The following is a 1,037-nucleotide window of genomic DNA, read 5'->3' on the forward strand; positions in this document are numbered from 1 at the left end:
TCGAACTTGTCATTGCCGGGGTCTTCGCGCTCGGGCGAAAACGCCAGGAAGAAATCACTGCCCGCGCGCAGACCGCCCGCCTCAAGGATCGGCTGAACCAGTGTGGTAGTGGCTCCGGGCCAGACGCTGCTTTCCAGCACCACCATCTGACCGGGGCGCAGATGCTGCGCGATGGTTTGTGCGGCGGCGGCGACAAAGCGCATGTCCGGGTCTTGTGCATCGGTCAGCGGGGTCGGCACGCAGATCAGGATGATATCGGCCTCGGCCAGTGCCGCAGCGTCCTGCGTTGCGCGGAACCTGCCACTGTCTACCGCTTGTGCGATCCGGTCTGACGCCAGATACGATATGACCTGATCGCCCTGATTGATCCGTGCCACCCGGTCAGGGTTGAGATCAACGCCGGTGGTATCGAACCCCTCATCATAGGCAGTCAGCGCCAGCGGCAGCCCGACATAGCCCAGCCCAACCACGGCAACCCGCGCATCGCGCGCCGCGATAAGCTGCTTGAGGGACTGATGGTGCGAGGTTTCGTAGTTCATAATCTATCCTGATCGTACAAAGTCACACTGAAATCAATTGGCATCCTGAGTGCCGAAAATTCCGCCCCTCTTCACGGATAGGGTGGAATGGGCGCGAATCCAATATATTTGTCGGCCTGGCAGCCGCTCCCTGCATTGCGTTTCCAAAAATGGTTCAATTTGAGGCTTTGGGGGAAATTGTAAGGCTTGAGGCTAAAACGCGGTTTGAAACTTTTCGATCGTTTCTCGAATTTTCGACCGCATGCGGGTTCTGCAAATTTAGTGATTAACCGACCGGCGTGATATGCCGCCAGCGCTATGGGTGCAGATGTTTCGCAATATCGGGCAGGCTGACTTGGCCATTACATTACTTTCCAAAGCGGGTTTCCAAATAGGGGCGTGTGGCGTTCAACCCGGCTTCAAGAGTGTAAGAAGGCGCGTAACCCAACCGGGCACGGGCATGGTCAATCCTGCAGCGCCCCCTGGCCGAATACAGGTCCAGCATGTGGCGGTCGGGGA

Annotated in this window: 1 protein-coding gene; it reads right to left on the minus strand. The window is 58.0% G+C overall.

Features of this window, described 5'->3' with window-relative positions:
* The coding region (locus AC2FNC_RS20850) for an NAD(P)-binding domain-containing protein (RefSeq protein WP_496716595.1) at positions 1 to 539 on the minus strand (539 nt) is incomplete at its 3' end.
* Positions 540 to 1,037 lie beyond the last annotated feature (498 nt).

The sequence above is a fragment of the Ruegeria sp. BHSA123 genome (assembly GCF_059613425.1).